Here is a 21956-nt window from a genome sequence, read left to right as displayed (position 1 = left end):
AGAAATGAATAAAAATAAACATTAACATTAATAAAGATAAGTAAGAAATCATTCGTATTATTTAAAGAAGGTTTCTTATCAAACTTATAATTAGATTATACAAGGGGGTATTCTTTTATTTTTGAACATCCAGAGGATGTTGTTGCGTATAGATTCAAATATAGAGTTTCAAATAATAAAATAATTCAAGAAGACGATGAGTTTTAGGAAGAGAAAAAGTAACTTCTTGTAAATGTTTTGAAAAAAGTATACTAACAAGAAATTGAAATTTAGTGTTATGCAGCATTTTTTTATGTGAAAGAGAATGGATAAGAAATGTGTTTCAAATGTTCATGTAATAATAACAATAATGTGGCTGTTTTAACAAAATTGAAGGAGGATATTAATGAGTGATAATAGGTTTAGTGGGTTTGATTATTTTGAGATATCAGATATTACTGATTTAGGTATAGGAACTCGTGTATGTGTAGACTTTATTGATGTGCTTTCATCAACAGAAGGAGTTCTTGTAGGAAATACCGGAAATGGGTTTATTAAATTAATGGCAGAAACAAGGAAGTCTGAAACCTATCCGCCATGTCCATTTAGAGTTAATTTAGGTGCCATAAATCAGTACTTATATTTAGGCAATAATAAGACCTGTTACTTAAGTGAGCTAGAACCTGGTATGAAAATTCCTGTTTATGACCAAGAGTCTTTTAGGTATATAGCTATAGGAAGGGTAAAACAGGAAAAAAGGGAGTTTAAAAGAGTGGAAGGTAAAAATGAAAACAATTTAGTTTCAGGTACTTTTCAAATTGCAGATAGTGTTTTTTTTCAAAGTGAAAATGAAACCTTTATTCCAATTAATGATTTGAAATTAGGAGTTAAATTAGCATATATTAAATCACAACCAGGAAGGCATTTAGGTGACAAGATAGAAGAAGATATAAATGAAAAATAGTAATTAAGACATAAGCATATCGTATTGAATAAGAATAATATCATATGGATTTAACAGATGCATAATATTGATAACAAATTGTATGTTTTTATATGATACTTGATGATATTAGATATAAAGGAAGGTGGCTAAAACCATTAGCAAAACAAATTGCATTTATATTTGTTCATTACCAACGGGGGTTCTAATGAGCGAAGCGAATTTGCTAATTTGAAAGGAGCGAGATATGTATTATTCTTGTGCGGCGATAACGGTAATAAGTGCAGTAGTTAGTTTAGAATTTTCTTTTGAGGCCATCGCAAAAGGTAAAGATAATTGCTTTACTATGTGTCTCTATTGTACCTATTTTTATTTTTTCAAGAGAAATAATGATTGTAACTTCTGTTGGAATGATTATAGTGCAATTTTTAGATGGGTTTGTGGGGATTAAAATCAAAAATAAACTTAAGACATTAGGACCATTTATAACAGCAATCATTGATTGCATTTTTTTGGTACTTTTCCTATAAGATTAAGGGTTAAGTAGCAAATCACAATTTATAATGTAGATTATGAATATTATCTTTTCTTTACAATTTCCAATTTGTAGTTTTGAATTAACATAATTTTAGACTCAGTTATTTCGCATTTTTCATATATGTCAAAGTAACCCCATATCTTGATATAGGGTTACTTGTGTTAAGTTTATATTAGCAAAGTGAATGTAACATAATAGCACCTTATGGGGAGCATATCATAGCAATTGAGGTACATTCACTTTGGGGCTATTGATTATTCCTTAAAAATTTCATTTTGAATGTAATATATCTACTTTAAATAAATGTACTAATAATAATTAATATAACATGAGAAAAAATTGCCTATCTCCTAGCAAAACAATCGTAAATTTATAGTTAAATAATATTTAAGCATAATAAAAAGCATTCAACTTTAAGTTGAGTGCTTTTGCTATTGTTAAAATTATCGCATAAAAGGATGACAAAAGACTGAACAGATCTTATCTAAAATCACAAAATATCTCAAACATTTACTTTATATAAAATTTTTATTTGAATGGGCCAGCATAAATTACTACAGCTAAAAATATATATTGTAAGTAGAGGTGAAGAGATGCAACAACCAAAGATATTAGATAATAAGAGGTTTGGAAAAGTTGGAGATGAACTTAAGGAACAGGTAAAGGCTGGTTCTAAGTTATCAGTTGTTTCTGAATATTTCACTATATATGCATATAAAGAATTAGGCAGAGAGTTAAATAAAATAGACAATATGAGATTTATATTTACAGAACCTACATTTACAAAGGATTATAAGAAAATAAAACGACAATTTTACATTGATAGTGAGCTTGAAAAGAGAATTTCGGGTAATCAATTTGAAATAAAAATGAGAAATGAGCTTAACCAAGCAAGTATAGCAAAAGAGTGTGCTGATTGGCTTAGAAATAAAGTGGAAATGAAGTCATTTAAAAAGACTAATCTATCACAGCAAAGATTAATTCATATTAAGAACAAAGATAATAGTGTTTCTATAAATGGCAGCGTTGATTTTACTACAGATGGTCTCGGATTTACCCCATCTTCTAGAATTGATATGATTACTTGTCTGTATGGTAATGAATATACAGAGCATTTTCTTCAAATGTTCGATGATATATGGGAAGATAATACTATTGTTGAGGATGTTAAAGACAAGGTGTTAGATCAGATGCAGGTGATATATAAAGAAAACACGCCTGAGTTTATTTATTTTATTACTTTGTATAACATATTTAGAGATTACCATGGTGAACTCACAGAGGAAAATATAGTGAAAAGTAAAACAGGTTTTAAAGACACGCTTATTTGGAATAAGTTATATAAATTCCAAAAGGATGGAGTGATTGGAGCTATAGATAAACTTGAAAAATATAATGGCTGTATTTTAGCTGATTCAGTAGGATTAGGTAAGACTTTTTCAGCCTTAGCAGTTATTAAATATTATGAATTAAGGAATGATAGAGTTTTAGTTTTAGCACCTAAAAAGCTTAGAGAGAACTGGAGTATATACACTCAAAATGATAAACGTAATATTCTATTAAATGATAGATTTAACTATGACGTACTTAATCATACAGACTTAAGTAGGTATGATGGTTATTCTGGTGAAATAAATCTAGAGACAGTTAATTGGAGTAATTATGATTTAATTGTAATAGATGAATCTCATAACTTTAGAAATAATAATTCAAGAAAAGATAAGGTTACTAGATATTCGAGATTGCTTAATGATGTTGTTAAAGCTGGGGTTAAAACAAAAATATTAATGCTCTCAGCTACACCAGTTAATAACAGAATGAATGATCTTAAAAATCAGATTTATTTTATAACTGAGGGTAATGATAAATCTTTTGATGATGAAGGTATTGCTAGTGTAGAAATTACTTTAAGAAAAGCTCAAATGGTTTTCAATAAATGGTCCGAGCATCCTGATGAAGAAAGAACCGTTGATTTATTTATTGAAATGATGAATATGGATTATTTTAAACTTCTTGATTTAGTTACAATTGCTAGATCTAGAAAGCATATTGAAAAATATTATAACATAGCAGAAATAGGAAAGTTTCCTATTCGTAGGACACCAATTAATATAAAAGCAGATATAGATAAACTTAAAGAATTTCCGGCACTGGAATATGTGAACAAAACAATTAAGAATTTACATATGAGTGCTTACTCCCCTCTTAAATATGTTTTGCCAGGGAAAAGAGCAGAATATAGTCTTAAATATGATATTAAAGTAAAAGAAGGTAAATCTATATTTAGACAGACTGATCGTGAACGAAGCTTAGTAAATTTAATGAGAGTAAATATTTTAAAGAGAATGGAAAGCTCTATAAATTCCTTTGGTATGACAATAACAAAGCTTTTAAATAAACTCGATTGCTTAATTAGTAAAATTGATAATAATCAATTTGAATATAATTCCAACTTTAATATTCAGGATATAGAATTTGATGATGTAGAATTTGAAGATTTATTAGTTGGTAACAAGGTTAAAGTTTTATTACAGGATACAGATTTAATAAAGTGAAGACAAGATTTAGAGGATGATAGAAAAAAACTGGAAGATCTACAAATTGAAGCTGCAAAAATAGAGGCTAATAGGGATGCAAAGCTAAATCATCTAAAAAGATTAATTACTGAAAAAATTAACAATCCTATTAATATAGGCAATAAAAAAATGCTGATTTTTACCGCTTTTGCTGATACCGCAAATTATTTGTATGAGAATATTGCAGAGTGGGTTCAAAAGGAATTTAATATTTATTCAGCGATTGTTACTGGTTCTGGTAAAAACCAAACTAGTTTAAAAGGGATTAAGAAGAATGACTTTAATTCTATATTAACTAATTTTTCACCAATATCAAAAGAACGACAAAAGGGTTTTGGCGAAATTCAAGGGGAGATAGACATACTCATAGCTACGGATTGTATCTCTGAAGGTCAAAATCTTCAAGATTGCGATTATTTAGTAAATTATGATATTCATTGGAATCCAGTTCGAATTATACAAAGATTTGGGCGTATTGATAGACTTGGATCGATAAACGATAGTGTTCAGTTGGTAAACTTCTGGCCAAATATGGAGTTGGATGAATATATTAATCTTCAGGCTAGAGTCATGGGAAAAATGGTGTTATTAGATATTTCAGCTACTGGTGAAGAAAATATTATTGAAGTTGACCAAACAAAGAAGATGAATGACCTTGAATACAGAAAGAAGCAACTTAAACAACTTCAAGAAGAAGTAGTTGACCTTGAAGATATTTCAGGTGGAATATCTATTACAGACCTTACTATGAATGATTTTAAAATGGACTTAATGGAGTATATGAAAGACAACAGAGAGAAGCTAGATAAGGCACCAATGGGAATGTATGCAATTTCTACGGTACAAGATGAAACACTAAAGGATCAGGTTAGGCCGGGAGTAATTTTTACTTTAAAACAAGTAAATCAGCTTATTAAAACAGAAGAAGATAATTCACTTTATCCTTATTATATGGTTTATGCCTATGATGATGGAACAGTAAAATTTAGCTACCTTCATACTAAGAAAATCTTGGATTTTTATAAGAAACTCTGTTATGGAAATACAGAAGTTTTGGAAGATTTAGTTGAAAGGTTTAATGGAGAAACTAAGGGTGGTAAGGATATGTACAAGTATTCTCAACTTCTTAAAAATGCAATTAATAATATCATTGGTAAAAAAGAAGAGAAAGGTGTGGTTTCTTTGTTTAGTAAGGGAGGGACAACAATTCAAAGAAGTTTATTCACAGGGATAGAGGACTTTGAATTAATTACATTCCTAATTGTAAGGTAGGTGTTAGATTGAGAGAAGATTTTTTTAAGAAGTTTAATATTCCCGTTTCTTGTGAAGTGAATAACACAATTTTTAAAAAGTTGTTTTATGAGAATTCTACTATGAATAAAGTTGATAAAGAAATTTTTCAAAAGAATATAGACAAAATTATTTGGCTGTATTCTTTTAAGGAAGATACTATAAACATAAGACCTTATAAAGATGAGGTTAGAGATTATGAGGAAGTAGCTATTATTAAAGTTCTTCTTTTAAATGATACAAAGATCAAGCGAATATCAGAAATAATACAAAAAACTATACCATACCCATTAATATTGTTATTTCATTATGAGGACAAGGTTTTATTTAATGCTGCTCATAAAAGGAATAATAAAGCTGACGAAAATAAGAATACTGTTGAAGAATTTATTTATACAGATTGGATTAGTTTGCTTAAGTTATCTGATAGAGAAGAAAAATTTATTGAAAGCATGAATATTAAAGGATTTTCTTTCAGCAACTTTTATAAATTTTATTGTGATGCTTTAGATAGAATTAATATATTTAATGCTTCTAAATATCAGAGTGATTTCGAAGCATTAAATATTAAAGGAGTAGTTAAAGTTAAGGCTATAGTGGATGAAATTGAGAAGTTGGATGTTGAAATACTAAAACTTAAGAGCAAAATAAAACATGAAGTTCAATTTAACAAGAAAGTTGAGATGAATATAGAAATAAAGAAGAATGCTTCCAGAAGGAAGCAGTTGATTCAAGTTCTTAACAATTAATATGGAGGTAAAATCGTGGAGAAGATACGCGACAAAAGTATGAACATTGTTGCTGAAAATGTTATTAAAATGAAAGAATTATTTCCAGAAGTATTTTGTGAGGATAAAATAGATTTTGAGAAATTAAAAGAAGTATTAGGTGAATACACAGAGGATAAAGAGGAGCGATATAGTTTTAATTGGAAAGGGAAGTCTAAATCAATAAGACTTGCGCAGACACCTTCAATAGGAACATTACGACCCTGCAAAGAAGAAAGTAAGAATTGGAATAACACAAATAATCTTTATATTGAGGGAGATAATTTAGAAGTTTTGAAGCTTCTTCAGAAATCTTATAATTCGAAGGTGAAAATGATTTACATTGATCCTCCTTACAATACTGGAAATGATTTTGTTTACCCTGATGATTTTAAAGATAATATTAAAAATTATTTAGAGATTACTGGACAAGTTGATTCTGAAGGAAGAAAATTAGGAACTAATTCTGAAGTTAGCGGGAGATATCATACGGATTGGTTGAATATGATGTATCCAAGACTTAAGTTGGCTAGAAATTTGTTGAGTGATGATGGAATTATATTTATAAGCATTGATGACAATGAAGTTGAGAATCTGAAGGGAATCTGCAATGAAATATTTGGTAAAATAATTTTATCGCTTGCTTGCCAACTGTAATGAACTTGAAAGGAAATAATGATGAGTTTGGGTTTTCTGGTACACATGAATATACTCTAGTATTTATGAAAAATAAAAATGCTGTTGAAGAATTAAATGGTCTTGATTTAACTGATGATGAAATTAAAGACTATAATTTGTCAGATGAATTTGGAAGTTATAAACAAGGGGCAACATTGATGAGAACGGGGGAGGCTGGTGCTCGAATTTTTCGACCAAAAGGGTATTATCCCATTTATGTTAGAAAGTATCTTAGTGATTTTAGTATTGAAAGAAAAAATGAAGATGATTATGAAGTATTTCCAGAAACAAAAGATGGTAAGGCCATGTCTTGGAGAAGATCGAAAGAATATTTAATGAAAGCAAAATCAGAAATAATTATAAAAGAGAATAAAGAAAACATTTCTTTTTACAAGAAGCAACGATTAGTTGATGACATGAAAAATGGTAAAAAGGCGAAAACACTTTTTTATAAACCAGAGTACAGTAGTGGTAATGGAACAGCATTAATTAAAAAATTATTTAATAATAGATTGTTTGATCATCCTAAACCTCATATTCTAATAAAAGATTTTATTAAAATTGGATCTTCTTCAAATTCAATAATATTGGATTTATTTTCAGGTTCTGCAACAACATCACATGCAGTAATGCAACTTAATGCTGAAGAAAATGGTAAACGTAAATTTATAATGGTACAGTTACCTGAGGTTTGCGACGAACAAGGCGAAGCATTTAAAGCTGGTTATAAAAATGTTTGTGAAATAGGCAAAGAACGTACTCGGAGGGCAGGCGAAAAAGTTCTTAAAGAAAACAAAGAGAAGGAGGGAATAGGAAATTTAGATATAGGGTTCAAAGTCTTCAAACTTGATTCTTCTAATATTAAGAAATGGAATGCTGATGGTGAAAATCTTGAAATATCTATTGAAAATATGATAGATAATTTTGTTCCAAATAGAACACAAGAAGATATAGTATATGAAATTATGATTAAGTATGGAATTGATTTAACTTATCCACTGGAAATAAGAAATATTGTTGGTAAAAAAGTTTTTAGCGTTGGATTTGGTGCATTGTTTATTTGTATTGACAATGAAATTACTCTTGAATTGGTTCAAGGAATTGTTAAATTTAAAGATGAACTAAACCCCGAGGTTACAAGAGTTGTATTTAAGGATAATGGATTTCAAAATGATTCAGTTAAAGCAAATGCTATTCATATTCTTAGAAGAAATAAAATACAAGAAATAATGAGCATATAGGGGGTGACTTCATGAAACTTAAATTTGATTCAGAACTGGATTATCAAAAGGAAGCCATGTCATCTATTGTAGATATATTTGAAGGGCAAAGTGTTTGTAATTCTAATTTTACAGTAACTAATTTAACAGACGAAGCTGGTACATTTGGTCTTTTTTCAAGTAACTTAGGTGTGGGAAATAAGTTGGAAATTGATGAAGCGGATATTCTTAAGAATGTGAAAAAGATACAGTTAAGAAATGGATTAGCTCAGTCTGATAAAATAAAAAAAGGTGTTTATCACTTTACTATCGAAATGGAAACGGGTACTGGTAAAACATATGTATATTTAAGGACTATATTAGAGCTTAATAAGAAATATGGTTTTACAAAATTTATAATCGTTGTTCCAACTGTTGCAGTTAAGGAAGGTGTTATTAAATCAATAGATATAATGACAGATCATTTTAAACTTAAATATGATAATGTTATATTTAAGTCATATGAATATAAATCTAAAAACCTAGATATATTAAGGGATTTTGCAACTAGTGATAATATTAGAATTATTGTTATGACAATACAATCTTTTAACAAAGATACCAATGTAATTAATAATGATCATGAAAAAACTAATGGATTAAAGCCTCTAGAATTTATACAGGAGACACATCCTATTGTAATTATAGATGAACCACAAAGCGCAGCTAGCACAAAGAAGGCAAATGATGCTATTGATTCTTTAAATCCTTTATGCACCATAGGATACTCAGCTACTCATAAAGAAAAATACAATCTAATGTACCGATTGGATGCAGTTGATGCTTATGAGAGACAGTTGGTTAAACAAATTGAAGTAGCTAGCATAATAACTAAGGATCATTATAATGATGCATATTTAAAGTTAATAAGTGTGAGTAACAAAGGCTTTTCTATAACTGCAAAAATTGAAATAGATAAAAGGAAAAATGGAGTTATTAAGAGAGAGTCAGTAAATGTTAAAAAGGGACAAGACTTATTTGAAATTAGTGCTTGTAGAGAACAGTATAGGGGATATATAGTTAGTGAAATTTATACAGCAAAAGACTCTGAGTATGTAGATTTCACAAGCAAGGATTTTATTAAATTAGGTGAAGTACGTGGAGAATTAAGTGATGATATTATTAAACGTGCTCAAATTAAAAAGACAATTGAAGAACATTTAGATAAAGAGATGAAGCTTAAGCATAAAGGTATTAAAGTTTTAAGTTTATTCTTTATAGACAAGGTCTCAAATTATAGATATTATGATGAAAAGGGTAATCGTCAAAAAGGTAAGTATGCACTATGGTTTGAGGAAGAATATAAAAAGACTATCAAAAAACCTAAGTATAAAACTTTGTTTGAGGATGTAGATATAGATACCGAAGCAGAAATAGTTCATAATGGATATTTTGCTCAAGATAAAAAAGGATTATTAAAGGATACTAATGGAGGTACACTTGCAGATGAGGATATATATGGTCTTATAATGAGAGACAAAGAAAGACTATTAAGTTTTGATTCAAAATTAAAATTTATATTTTCTCATTCAGCACTCAAAGAAGGATGGGATAATCCTAATGTATTTCAAATATGTACTTTAAATGAAACTAAATCGGTTATGAAAAAGAGACAAGAAATCGGTAGAGGGCTAAGACTTGCAGTTAACCAAGATGGTGAGAGGATACATGGATTTAGTGTAAATACACTTACTGTAATGGCAAATGAATCCTATGAAGACTTTGCAAAGGCACTACAACAAGAATTTGAAGAAGAGGAAAACATTAAATTTGGTGTAATTGAAAAACATACTTTTGCAAATGTTGAAATTAAAAAAGATGGTACAAATAAATACTTGGGTAAGGAATCTTCTGAAGATATCTGGAACTATTTTAAGAAAACGCTATGTTAGACAATATTGAGGATTAATGAGTATAAAATTGGCTTGTCTAATAACGACAAGCCAATAAATTTACCACTCGATTTATCCACTTACACTAATTGAGGTTTATAATGGCGTAACTTTCAATTAACGCACCTAATAGCATTAAAACTAAACCTATACTAAAGACAATAATTTCTTGTTTAGATAACTTAATTGTTTTCCAACTCTTTGTTGTAGTTTTTTTTCCATCTGTTATTATTAATGAAATATTTACAGTTGCACACAGTATAAGAAGTTGCCCACTCATCTCCCATATCCCTGCCCTATGAAAGATGTCAAAGGTTCCAACAAGTCTTTCTATTAAAGGAATTGATTCAGTTACAACAGAGAATGACCATGTACCCAAAACAACTGCATTTATTGATATCCCTACTAAAAAGGCAAGATAACCAAGAGGCATAAAACATTGCGATTTTTTTTCCCTTGCTAAAAAGGTATTTCCAAATAATATCACAATAACCGATAGAAGATTAAAAGAAAGAATTTGCAATGAAGAAATTATTAAAGTTGGTGAAGTGTCCCATTTTTGAAGTGGGTGCTTGTTCAGAAGTAAGCCTTGTGGGAGTAAAAAATAACTTACAATAGTAACTGTAATAAACAATAACAAGAAACAAATATAAGTAGTTATTATTCTCAAAATAACATCATCAGATGTCAAATTCCTCTTAATACGATTAATATTCACATGTTTAAACTCCTTCGCTTATAGTGTTATCAGTAATTTTCATAATCTTTTACAATTATATATTAAATTATAGCATAATTATATACTAACTATAACCTAAATTTCAAGTATAAGGGATTATATTATCTGAAATTTGGTTCTCTACCTTTGTAAGTAGTAATTCTGGTATCTACAAAGTTTGTTGTACTATGAACTATAATATTTTTACTTTTTATTATGTCTTTATCATCTTTAAAACATTGTAACCACTTGAACCAATGGAGATAATTAGCCAAAAATTTAGTTGATACCCCATTAAATCTTACCATCCACTTTTTAAACTGACTATGCAAACTATTTACATGATTGATATGATAAATACCATTTTTATAATGGTCTCTCATAATACGTTTATGGTCTAAATTAAGGTTTCTACCAAATCTAATATAACTTTTATGACTATCTGTACAAATAATAGAATCATTGTCTATGTGACCACTATACAGCCTTTCAAGGTCTTTATAACCAACCCTGCCCTTACATACCATTTCAAGAATAATATTATTATTTCTATCAATTGCTGTAGCTACACATATCTGTTCATTGCTTATACCACGTTTTTTAATTTCTTTACCTCTTTTACGAGAATGTCTTGGCATTAAAAAGCCACTTTTTTTATGGTTACCTTTGAACGATTCGGCTACAAAGGTTTCATCCATTTCTACAACGCCATCGACATCCCCTGTACCCATAAATGTTCCTATACAATCAAGTATTTTATGTCTCATATAAAATGAGGTTTTAACACATACTTTTACGATTTCAGCACTTTTTCTTATGCTATACCCCATAACCATACATTTACCATACTCTATCCATTTTTCTAAAGGCAATTTAGTGCTTGATAATGCAGATTTTGTGAAGTCATTAAAAGTTTTATTGCAACTCTTACACTTATACCTTTGCTTATCATTTAACTTACCATTTTTAACAACATGAGTTGATTTGCAATGAGGACAGACCTCTCCCTTGGCAAATCTGGATTCTCTACAATCTTTAGGCAGATTACGAGTTAATGAGTTAAGCGTCATTATTTCGCCAATGAAATCAAATAAGTCTTGTAATGCAAATTCTGAAAGAGTTTTTATATCTGCTTTTAAAAGCCCCACGCTTGGCATATAACCACCTCATAAATGTATGTTTTGCCTTATTATAACACATTCTATGAAAATATATACAATATCACTATTTATGTCTAACATAGCGTAAGAAAAAAGATTATATTGATGAAAGTGGTAAGGTAACAGATAATTTAAAAAGAGCGCTTAAAGATAACAAGCTAGATTTTCCAGAGGAGTATAGGGATATTGAGGTTCAAGTTCATGAAATAGTGAAAAAAATTGCAGGAAACATTAATATTAAAAATGCAGAGGATAAGAAGTTAATTAGCATTAATAAAAGAAGATTTTTAAGCCTAGAGTTCAAAGAGTTGTGGGATAAAGTAAAATATAAAACTACTTATTCAGTAAAGATTAATAGCTCTGAGCTAATAAAATTATGTTCAGAGGAGATTATGAAGAACTTGAAGGTAGATAAAGCTAAACTAATATACACAAAGGCGGATATAGAAATAAATGCAGGGGGAACTATTACAGAAGAAAGCACTCGATATGCAATGGATGTTGATAATGCGTGTTTTTATTTGCCAGATATTATAACTTATTTACAAAATGGAACTAAGCTTACAAGGAGAACAGTTGTAGATATCCTTAAACAGTCTAAAAGATTAGATGATTTTAAAAACAATCCCCAAATGTTTATGGATGAAGTTAGTTCTATAATTCGAAGAAAGATGAAATACCTCCTTGTAGGTGGAGTTAAATATGAAAAGCTAGGGGAAGACGAGTTTTATGCCCAAGAATTATTTGAAGATCAAGAGCTTTATGGATATTTGTCAAAAAATATGCTGGAGAGTGATAAATCTGTTTATGAATATGTAGTTTATGACTCCGGTGTGGAAGAGGAGTTCGCTAGGAAATTCGAAAAAAATAATAGCGTTAAAGTCTATGCTAAACTACCGTATTGGTTCAAAATTGATACTCCTCTTGGAAGTTACAATCCTGATTGGGCTGTTTTGGTTGGAAACAATAATGAAGAAAAACTGTACTTTGTATTAGAAACAAAAGGTAGTATTTTAGCTGAAGAATTACGTTTACGTGAAGTAAGTAAAATTGCTTGTGGACATAAGCATTTTGAAGCTCTTGGGACTAAAGTTGAGTTTTTGGAAACTGACAATTTTAATGGATTTATTGAGAATTTGTAGTTAGCTAAGGCGGTCAAACTTTATTTTATCAATAAACATGAAAGGATCTAGCAAAATTGTTGGATCCTTTTATCATGTCAATTTTCTTTGAGAGATGTTTAGCCAGTTGTATGGATACATAATTGGGGCTGGATTTGTTTAAAGGGAGACAATCTATAATTAAGTGTTTTTCTAAATGGAAAATGAAAAAAGATTATTAGTAGAAATGAATAGACTATTTGTAATATTTTTACAGATACTGTAAATGCAATGGATGCAAAGGTTACGCTCTTTATCTTATTAAGCAGTAAAATAATTTGTGTTTACAATTTGTTTTGCTACCAACGGGGTTCTAATGAACGTTATAGCCTTTTTATTATGAAACAGAACCGAGATGGTTACAAAAAATAGAGATATAGTGGATAACTTCTGTTTTTTAAACGAATATGCAAAGCATAAAAATCGAAATGTGGTGAGATATATTCTAATACCTAATTTCTAACTGCTTTTGTGTATTCATTAAATAGCTGTTTGTTACAGATTTTCATGGTGTGTTTTGGACTGGTTTTATAATATTTGTAAGTATTGTAAATTGATGATACAATAATCCTATAAATTATTTAAGAGGCGATTAAATGAGTAGTGAGAGAAGAATAATTCATGATGAAAATGTAGAATATTTAGTGGAAAAGCTGACTGAGGATGATATTCCGGAAGAATCGATTACAAGTATGATTGCGAAGGCCGATGAAGTTTATAGTAAATCAATGAATTATTTAAATAATGATGAAAACACTGAAGGTCTTATACTAGGAAAGGTTCAGAGTGGAAAAACAAATAATGTTATGATGTCTTCAGCTGTTGCTGTTGATAATAATATTTGTTTCTTTGTATTTTTTACAACTGATAGTAATTGGCTGTATAATCAATCACTTACAAGGATTATGGAAAGTATTCCTGGACTACACTTGGTGTCAAAAGTGAGTTTGATAACCCAACTATAAGCATAGATGAGTTAATGAACCAGTATGGAAGGATAATGATTGTTTCAACAAAGAATCAAGAACAACTTTTAAAGTTGGACAAACTGTTAGAAGAATCAAATGTTAAGAGTGAGAAAACTTTTATATTTGATGATGAGGCTGACCAAGCTTCTCCAAATACTAAAACTAGCAAGGGTGGACAAAGTACAATAAATAATTTGCTTGAAACTATAATAGGAAGGTTTATAAGGAGGGCATACATACAGGTTACAGCAACTCCACAAGTCCTTTTGTTACAAGATATTAATTCTACTTTTAAACCAAAGTTTATAGTGATTACAGAGCCAGGCCCAGACTATGTAGGAGGAGATATATTATTTGCTAATCCTTTTGAAGAAAATATGTATTTGAGAATTTTAACTGAAGAAGAGCTAAATATTACTGTTCCTGATGATAAGAACATAATATTAATACCTGAAGGAATGAAAAAGGCTATTTGTACTTTCTTAATAAGTGCGATTGCAAAAAAAATACATAAGGAAGGAAATAAATTTTCATTTATGTGTCATATTAGTGTAAGCAAAAATGACCACGAATATATTAAGTTTTTATTAGGAAATTATATAGGCAAGGTTTCTATGTTTTTGAATAATAATAGCAATCTTACTGAATCTGAAAAGATAGAAATAGGTAATTTAATGATAGAGTCATATAAAAATATAAAGATAACATTTGTCACTATTCCTGAACTTGATCTTATATTAAAGAAAATGAAGTTATTTATATCAAACAATAATATAGAAGTAATTAACTCTGATAATGAAGCAAGTGAGCCATCATATGGGGCTATTTTTAATTTTATTATAGGAGGCAGTAAGTTAAGCAGAGGTGTAACAATTAAGAAGTTAATAACTACTTACTATAGTAGACAAACCAGTACACCTAAATCTGATACAATGAAACAACATGCTAGAATGTATGGATATAGAAGTAGCGATCTTGAGGTCACAAGAGTATTTATTACTCGTGAATTAGCTGATAGATTTTTTCTGATAAATGAATCTGAAAATGAATTAAGGGATTTTATAATTGAACATGCACAGCAAGAGGGAATTATACCAATTAATGTATATGGAGAATTAAAACCTACGAGAGCAAATGTACTTAACCCTGATGAAGTTATAACATATAAAAGTGGTAAAGAATATTTTTCTAACATGATTCAATATAAAAAAGAAGATATAGAGGATACAACTAATGTACTGAATAAGATGATGTTGCCATATGTAGGAACAGTTAGTGAACCAGCAAAGGAAATAACCATTGATTTTGCTATAAAGATTTTAGAGCAGATTACGTCAATACCTTCAAGAAGTTTCTGGAATGATAAAAGAATTATAACTATTCTGAAATTCTTAAAAAGCAAATTAGAATATAATAATAAGGCATATCTTGTTGTCCGTACTGATAGAAGAATTGGTAATAGTGAAACTAGAGGGATTTCGGCTGTATTAAGCGCAAGCGATCATGATTTAGCAGTAGGTAGTAGCCCGACGTTGTTCCTTTATAGATTAACTGGAACCAAAAATAAGGGATGGGACGACCAATCATTTTGGGTGCCAGTATTTAGATTCCCAGACGGAAATAAAGCATATTTCTTTAATATTTCAGAAGAAATTGAAATATAAGGGCAACAAAAAAATTTGCTACATTCCAATTTCTTGAGTGTACTAACAGAAAGCTAAGGTTTATGGATCTTTAGCTAATAAAACAATTCGTTAAATTTGTATAAAATATTTAATTATAGTTTTAGAAAGTTAATTAGCACTGATTTATAAGTTATTGTTAAATAATGAGTTATGACGAATTTAAATGATTAAACAAGCAATTTTATTAGCAAGCAAATAGTGATAGTACCAGGGTGAGAGCTCATGGTACTATCACTAGCAACAAAAATCACTCACTACATTTACAATTTTTGAAAGGTACCTGACCCCTTACAAAAACTGGAACAGTTTTTGTTGCTAATGACAAATGAAATATAAGTATAATAAATGTTTTATGTTTCAATAATTTACATTTGTTTACACGGAAAGTGAACTGTAGTACAATAAAGTAATATACAATAGCATATTGTCCAATTAAGGGATGCTAGGAGGAAAGAAATATTGTCTATTGATGAATTAGAGAAGTTACTGGATGAGTATAGGTCATTACCACTTGAAACAGAATGGTTAGAGTTTAAAGAGGCTAAAAATACTTATGACTTTAATAAATTAGGAAAGTATTTTTCAGCGTTGAGTAACGAAGCGAATTTAAAGGGTAAAAGATTTGGTTGGATGGTATTTGGTGTTGAAGATAAGAATAGAAAAATAGTAGGGACTAACTATAGAGCAAATAGAGCTAGCCTGGATAGTCTTAAGCATGAGATATCAATGAAAACAACAAATAATATTACATTTATTGAAATACATGAGTTAATGCTTACTGAAGGTAGAGTAATCATGTTTCAGATACCTGCAGCTCCGCAGGGTATACCAATTGCTTGGGAAGGACATTTTTATGGACGAGATAGCGAATCAATAGGCCCTCTTAACTTACAAGAAATAGAGGAAATTAGACAGCAAAGAACAAGAGAGGATTGGTCTGCACAAATTTGTGATGAAGCGACCATAAAGGATTTAGATTCTCAAGCAATATTAAAAGCAAGGTTAGAATATAAGAATAAGAACCCTAAGTTAGCTGAGGATTCTGATAAATGGGATGATAGAACATTCTTAGACAAGGCAAAAGTAACTATTAAGGGTAAGATTACAAGGACTGCTATTATCTTATTAGGTAAGGAAGAATCAGAACATTTTATAGGACCCTCAGTATCAAAAATAACTTGGGTTCTTAAAGACGATAATAATATTGAAAAGGACTATGAACATTTTGGACCTCCATTCCTTATAAATGTAGATAAGGTTTTTGAAAAGATTAGAAATTTGAAATACAGGTATCTAACAGAGAACACATTATTTCCTACAGAGATAACTCAATATGACCCATATGTTATACGTGAAGTATTGCATAATTGTATAGCTCATCAAGATTATACATTAATGGGGAGAATTAATTTAGTAGAGAAGTCTGAGAAATTAATATTTACTAACTGTGGCAGCTTTATTCCCCAAACTATTGAAAAAGTAATAGACCAAGACGCTCCACAAGAATATTATAGAAATCAATTTTTAGCGAACGCAATGGTAAGTCTAAATATGATAGATACAATTGGCAGTGGCATTAAAAAAATGTTTATTAAACAAATGCAGAGATACTTTCCACTTCCAGATTATGATTTAAAAAATCCAGAGAGAGTAAAAGTAGGAATAATGGGTAAGATAATTGATGAAAATTATACTAAATTATTATTAAAAAATACTTACTTTGACTTGAAAACTGTTATTGCATTAGATAAGGTTCAAAAGAAAGAACCATTAACTGTAGCTGAAAGAAAGTTTTTAAAGAATCAAAAGCTTATAGAAGGCAGAAATCCAAATATATATGTTGTATCACAAGTAGCAGCTGCTACTGGAGATAAGGTTTCTTATATTAAGAATAGAGCATTTAATAATGAATACTATAAGAAACTAATAATAGACTTTATAACAGAATTCAAACAAGCAAGTAGAAAAGAAATTGATAAACTGTTATTAGACAAACTTCCAGATATATTAGATGAAAAGCAAAAACATAAAAAAATAAGTAACATATTGACTAAAATGGCAAATAGGGATAGGTCTATAATAAACTGTGGTCCTAGAACTAAACCTAATTGGATGTTAAGGAATAACCTATTAGATACAAACTAATTAGATCAGTCTTAACTAATAATTATATAGAGTAGTTAAGATAATAAGTTAAGAGACTTATAAAAGAATAAGGTAGAGACTAGTAATGGAGTGTTTTCAAATGGTGAATCCTTAACTTTATGGTTATTATTATTTAATATGAAGTTAAGAGCTAAGTTAAGATACAAAAATATATCTTTGATAAAAGTTGTTAAACTTAGTTATTCAAATGATTGCAAATTTACTAGAGCCAATAGAACATGCTAACATTCTGCTAACGTGGTGATCGGGAATACATATTAATTATTGTTAATATCAGTTAAGTTAAAAGGGTTTAAACCGTTGGTAATACTAAGTATGAAGTGAATATAAGTTAGTGCTTGTTAAAGGGAATTAAGTGGTAAAACTAACTACGAACCAGTTGGTCGCACATTCGCTCTGTTGCGGCGACATAAAAGCCCTAGGAGTTTTAATCTTCTAGGACCTTTGTTATTTTTCAATTGTCTACAGCAGCCTGCACTTTATTTATAAAGAAACAAAGTGAGTTTGTAAGTGGTAAAAAATTAAATACCTCTTTTACAATAAAACCTTATGAAATAATGTAATCAAACAGATCTTCTCTTACAGGTGTATACAACTGATACCTAATTTCCACAGCAGTCTTATTAGTATTCCCCATAATAATTGGGTTAGGGGTGCCTACAGCATTAATTTTTCCTAGATAATAAAACTCTTTTGATAATTTATCATCCTTGTTCTTTCTTACAAATAAACTCATTTCTACACCATCTTTTTCAGCATTATAAGCTTGTACAACATCTGCAGATTTTTCTGTTCTTCCTGATTTAGATATTGCAATTAATTGTGATGCGGACTCAAATCTATCTTCATAATTTATAGAAGCATTAATATCTTGAGATTTATTATAATTAATAAATACGGGATAAGTTTTAGTTTTGTTATCAAACTTGTAACCTCCGATATTAAGGGCTAATTCACCTTTTTCCCATTCTAATAATTTACACACATCCTCATATGTATATTTTTGATATAATTGAAAATTTGTATTCATATAGTGGTCACTATAAAATCTTTTATATCGATCTATACCAAACTCAATAAGTTCTACAATCATTTTCTTGAATTCTCCATTTTTCAGATTTTCATTGAAAACCTCTGATGTTTTATAATCTAATCCATCTTTTTCTAGAAAAATACAATCTTTATATGTTGATTTAGCAGATCCACTAGCAAATTGATTTGTAAGCACATTTACTATTGAGGTCTCTGTACTATCCTTGAAATCTATATTATATTGTTCTTTTAAAATATTTCTTAGTCTATATATTAAATCAACTTTATAATTTATTGCACATCTAATCATCTCTAACTCATGGATTCGTTTTTCGGAAGAGAGTTTTTTAGAAATGAATTCTATAAAAGATTCTTGGATAGCATCAAGCTGCACCGTATATTCTTTTTCATACTTTGTTAAAAACTTATGATATGAGCCTAAGCTGTTATTATCAAAAATTCTTATAGGATCAATGGAGTCATGCAAATGAAAATCATTTAAGCTAGGGATTTTACCTAGTTTTTGTTTTAAATTTTTGTAGCTCTCCTTAATAATTTTAATATCATTAAAATTGACTTTATCTATAGATTCAAATATATGTTTCTTAGAAATTTCATCAAAATTAACAGTAGAATAACCGGGAATTATTCTATTTCCTTCCATAACATATTTCCTAATAGTATCTTTATTATAGGTTCGGTCTCCTGAAAGTGCTATAGGGATGAAAAAGTTACTATCGTAGTTTCCTACAAAGTCTATAATGACAACAAATTCTTTATAATCATATTTTCTAAGTCCACGACCTAGTTGCTGTATAAAAATTATAGCTGATTTAGTAGCCCTTAGCATAACAACTTGATTAACTGAGGGTATGTCTATTCCTTCATTAAAAATATCAACTGTAAAAATATAATCTAAACAATTAATGAGTTCATCTTGTTCTAAGCGCCCAATAGCCTCTTCACGTTCGAGTTGAGTATTATCTTCTGTTAATGCTAATGTTTTTAAGTTAAGGTTATTAAACTTAATTGATAACTCACTAGCTTCTTTTTTATTACTACAAAATATTAGTCCTTTTACTCTATCGCCACAGTAGCCATAAAAGTTAATTTTATCGATAATATGATTAACTCTTTGGTCACATACTAAATATTTAAAATCTGTAGTATCATCTAACCCATTACCATCTATAGTTATATCCGTAATTCCAAAATAGTGGAATGGACAAAGTAAATCTTCTTCTAATGCTTGTTGTAATCGGATTTCATAAGCCACATTATGATCAAACATTTTAAAAATATCAAAATCATCAGATCTTTCTGGAGTAGCTGTCATACCTAATAAAAATTCCGGCTCAAAGTAATCCACAATTTTTTGATAACTAATGGCACCAGCCTTATGAACTTCATCAATAACAATATAATCAAATTCATCCTTAGGAAAGCTTAACAATACTTCATCTTTTGATAAAGTTTGTACAGTTGAAAATATTAGCAAAACAAATTGTGTTTATAATTTGTTCAAGACCAACGGGGGTTATAATGAGCGAAGCGAATTTGCTAAAGGAAGATAAAAAGATTTTTATTGGGAACATTAAGGCTATTATTAGTTTGGTTGATAAGAATAAAGATATTTTCAAGAAAAGTATCGATAACAGACAAGAAGTAAAAGATGAGTGCTTGATTAATTTTGAGGACATCAATGTTGAAATTAAAAAAGAAATAGCTGAAATAGGTATAAGGCTAACAGCTTTAAGTAAGACAAATACTGAGGTTGACGCACTCATAACCAATTTAACTGAGCAGAAAACTGTATTTTTGAGAAAAAAGAAGATTAATGAATCTATAGATTTATTCAAACAGTGGTACGAATATAAAGTTAATATTGATTCATTAAGCAAGGTAAAAGGCAAATTTAGTACATCTTCATTGACTACTAAATCAAAGGATGCTTTTAAAGAAATTGTTGCAGGCGATTACACTACCACCTTTAATAAATATTGTGATTATTTAGGAGCACCAAATGTAAGTATAAAGCTTAATCCTCAAAAGGGGCAAACGAAAAGAAGTAAATATGTAGTTAATGAGAATACTAAAGTAACTGATATAATGAGTGAGGGAGAACAAAAAGCCATTGCACTAGCAGAGTTTTTAACTGATCTTAAGATAAGAAACAATTATTGTACTACCCTATTTGATGATCCTGTAACTTCATTTGATTACAAAAGAGCGGAAAAGATTGCAGATGTAATTTACAAGGTATCTAAAGAAAGACAAGTAATTATATTTACACATAATATAATGTTTTACTATTATCTTTATAATAGCTGTAGTAAAAAAAATAAAGATGATAAATTTTTTGATGTTGGGGAGTATGATAGAGACAATAAAGGAATGATTACTGAAAATTTTAGTGCTAAATTAGATAACTTAAAATCAATTGTAGGTAAAATAAAAAATGAGCAAACAAAGATTGATTCTAAGAAATGTTTAGGGTCTGAATTAGAATCAAATTTACAATTTGCATATTCAATAATGAGGACATGGTGTGAGCTAATTGTCGAAGAAGGCTTCTTCAACAATATCATAAGAAGATTTGCACCTAATATCCTATTTGGATCTATTTCAAAAATTAATGGAGAATTTGTTACTTACATTCCAGCAGTAACAGGATTATTCAATAAATGCTGTAGATATGTTGAGAGCCATAGTCAACCTTATGAAACTCAAAATATAAAACCGTCACGAGAAGAATTTGATAAAGATGTTATTTTTATTTTGGAATTATCTGAAAAGTATAGAGGGTAATACTTTTTGAATTTAGAGAGGTGTGTCAATTTTTGTGTATTATTACAATAACGCACTCAGGGGTAATCAAGTGCATTATTGTTTTCATTAGTTCATTAGTTCATTATTTAAAATGAATGGGTATAAGAATATTAACATTAAATGGAGATTAAGCAGATTGATTTAAAATAGGCAGATTAATATATTGCACCATAAGTTGAATTTTTTTGTTAATATGAAGGACTCTAGCAAACTTGTTAGAGCCTTTTTAGAGCGTTAGCAAAACATTTAACTTTTGTTAATATAATTTAAATAATTATCCATATTTGCAGCTTTGATAATATGAAAAAGGGAATTA

15 protein-coding genes and 1 pseudogene are annotated in these 21956 nt (G+C 29.2%); 13 read left to right on the top strand and 3 right to left on the bottom strand.

The window, feature by feature from the left end:
- The first annotated feature begins 385 nt into the window (after positions 1 to 385).
- From KPL38_RS08495 to KPL38_RS08470, 8 genes are all read left to right on the top strand, one after another.
- Entirely contained in the window at positions 386 to 943 is a 558-nt protein-coding gene (locus tag KPL38_RS08495; protein ID WP_216288717.1) for a 3-dehydroquinate synthase II, read from the top strand.
- A gap of 287 nt (positions 944 to 1230) precedes the next feature.
- On the top strand, positions 1231 to 1452 hold the full coding sequence (locus KPL38_RS08490) for a hypothetical protein (protein ID WP_216288716.1): 222 nt from the start codon (positions 1231 to 1233) through the stop codon (positions 1450 to 1452).
- 601 nt (positions 1453 to 2053) lie between these two features.
- On the top strand, positions 2054 to 4015 hold the full coding sequence (locus tag KPL38_RS19610) for an SNF2-related protein (RefSeq protein ID WP_246577878.1): 1962 nt from the start codon (positions 2054 to 2056) through the stop codon (positions 4013 to 4015).
- A 150-nt stretch (positions 4016 to 4165) separates the two neighbouring features.
- Positions 4166 to 5308, top strand: coding sequence for a C-terminal helicase domain-containing protein (locus KPL38_RS19605; RefSeq protein WP_376769028.1), 1143 nt, complete (start codon positions 4166 to 4168; stop codon positions 5306 to 5308).
- 8 nt (positions 5309 to 5316) lie between these two features.
- Positions 5317 to 6075, top strand: a complete 759-nt coding sequence (locus KPL38_RS08480) for a DUF4391 domain-containing protein (protein ID WP_216288715.1) — start codon at positions 5317 to 5319, stop codon at positions 6073 to 6075.
- A gap of 15 nt (positions 6076 to 6090) precedes the next feature.
- Positions 6091 to 6750: a site-specific DNA-methyltransferase gene (locus KPL38_RS20215; RefSeq protein ID WP_312884179.1), complete on the top strand. Its 660-nt coding sequence runs from the start codon at positions 6091 to 6093 to the stop codon at positions 6748 to 6750.
- A 65-nt stretch (positions 6751 to 6815) separates the two neighbouring features.
- Positions 6816 to 8012 carry a DNA methyltransferase gene (locus KPL38_RS08475; protein WP_281419337.1) on the top strand — a complete coding sequence of 399 codons (1197 nt, stop codon included), beginning with the start codon at positions 6816 to 6818 and terminating at the stop codon, positions 8010 to 8012.
- Between the two features lie 11 nt (positions 8013 to 8023).
- Entirely contained in the window at positions 8024 to 9922 is a 1899-nt protein-coding gene (locus tag KPL38_RS08470; protein ID WP_216288714.1) for a DEAD/DEAH box helicase family protein, read from the top strand.
- Positions 9923 to 10007: 85 nt separating this feature from the next.
- Here the strand turns inward: KPL38_RS08470 and KPL38_RS08465 are convergent, their stop codons facing one another.
- Together KPL38_RS08465 and KPL38_RS08460 are read right to left on the bottom strand one after the other, a co-directional pair.
- A complete protein-coding gene (locus tag KPL38_RS08465) occupies positions 10008 to 10640 on the bottom strand; it encodes a hypothetical protein (RefSeq protein WP_216288713.1) in 633 nt (210 codons plus the stop codon).
- 122 nt (positions 10641 to 10762) lie between these two features.
- Positions 10763 to 11797, bottom strand: a complete 1035-nt coding sequence (locus KPL38_RS08460) for an IS1595 family transposase (RefSeq protein WP_216288712.1) — start codon at positions 11795 to 11797, stop codon at positions 10763 to 10765.
- Positions 11798 to 12009: 212 nt separating this feature from the next.
- Between KPL38_RS08460 and KPL38_RS20210 the strand changes: the two genes are divergently transcribed.
- The 4 genes from KPL38_RS20210 (at position 12010) to KPL38_RS08440 (ending at position 17758) form a co-directional block, all read left to right on the top strand.
- On the top strand, positions 12010 to 12942 hold the full coding sequence (locus KPL38_RS20210) for a restriction endonuclease (protein ID WP_216288711.1): 933 nt from the start codon (positions 12010 to 12012) through the stop codon (positions 12940 to 12942).
- Between the two features lie 614 nt (positions 12943 to 13556).
- Positions 13557 to 13925 (top strand): hypothetical protein, encoded by a 369-nt coding sequence (locus KPL38_RS08450; RefSeq protein WP_216288710.1) that lies wholly within the window; start codon positions 13557 to 13559, stop codon positions 13923 to 13925.
- Positions 13926 to 13939: 14 nt separating this feature from the next.
- Positions 13940 to 15592: a Z1 domain-containing protein gene (locus KPL38_RS08445; RefSeq protein ID WP_216288709.1), complete on the top strand. Its 1653-nt coding sequence runs from the start codon at positions 13940 to 13942 to the stop codon at positions 15590 to 15592.
- Between the two features lie 480 nt (positions 15593 to 16072).
- Positions 16073 to 17758, top strand: coding sequence for an RNA-binding domain-containing protein (locus KPL38_RS08440; protein ID WP_216288708.1), 1686 nt, complete (start codon positions 16073 to 16075; stop codon positions 17756 to 17758).
- A 568-nt stretch (positions 17759 to 18326) separates the two neighbouring features.
- Here KPL38_RS08440 and KPL38_RS08435 read toward each other — a convergent pair.
- Positions 18327 to 20303: pseudogene (locus tag KPL38_RS08435) on the bottom strand (DUF3427 domain-containing protein); the annotation flags it as partial.
- Positions 20304 to 20353: 50 nt separating this feature from the next.
- Here KPL38_RS08435 and KPL38_RS08430 point away from each other — a divergent pair.
- Positions 20354 to 21619, top strand: a complete 1266-nt coding sequence (locus tag KPL38_RS08430) for an AAA family ATPase (RefSeq protein WP_216288706.1) — start codon at positions 20354 to 20356, stop codon at positions 21617 to 21619.
- Positions 21620 to 21956 lie beyond the last annotated feature (337 nt).

The organism is Clostridium psychrophilum (genome assembly GCF_018861705.1).
In the GTDB taxonomy this organism is placed as follows: domain Bacteria; phylum Bacillota; class Clostridia; order Clostridiales; family Clostridiaceae; genus Clostridium_AD; species Clostridium_AD psychrophilum.
The sequence above is the reverse complement of the archived record's forward strand: the minus strand, read 5'-3'. Positions and strand labels throughout refer to the sequence as shown.